The organism is Acinetobacter sp. NIOH-H-8 (genome assembly GCF_046635365.1).
Classification (GTDB): domain Bacteria; phylum Pseudomonadota; class Gammaproteobacteria; order Pseudomonadales; family Moraxellaceae; genus Acinetobacter.
Genome location: NZ_JBHDVN010000262.1, coordinates 1 through 416, shown reverse-complemented (window position 1 = coordinate 416; position 416 = coordinate 1). Strand labels below are relative to the sequence as shown.

The 416-nt window shown below is 50.2% G+C and carries 1 protein-coding gene; it reads left to right on the top strand.

Annotation, left to right across the window (positions count from 1 at the left end; genetic code table 11):
* The coding region (locus ACEWB7_RS18135; RefSeq protein ID WP_411581107.1) for an autotransporter outer membrane beta-barrel domain-containing protein at positions 1-416 on the top strand (416 nt) is incomplete at both ends.

Here is a 416-nt window from a genome sequence, read left to right as displayed (position 1 = left end):
ATCGATCCTGTAACTGAACAGGAGCGTTCAAGCCAACTTTGGCTATGTCAAATTGGCGGGCATAATGCCTGGCGTGACAGCAACGGACAGTTGAGAACGACCTCGGCACAGGCCATCTGGATGGGCGTCGATCATAATGCGCACACGGAAGCCAATGGCTCACGTATTGAGAATGACGCAAATTACAACATCCAGAGCCGACTTGGTTTCCGCACCTTTATTCGTACTCAGGAGAAAAACAGCGGTCCGCACGGTGACGACTTTGAACCTTTTGTTGAAATGAACGGGATCCATAACAGTAAAGATTTTGCTGTCTCAATGAACGGTGTGAAAGTCGAACAAGACGGGGCTCGTAATCTGGGGGAAATGAAACATGGCGTAAATGGCAATCTGAATCCGGCGGCCAGCGTCTGGGG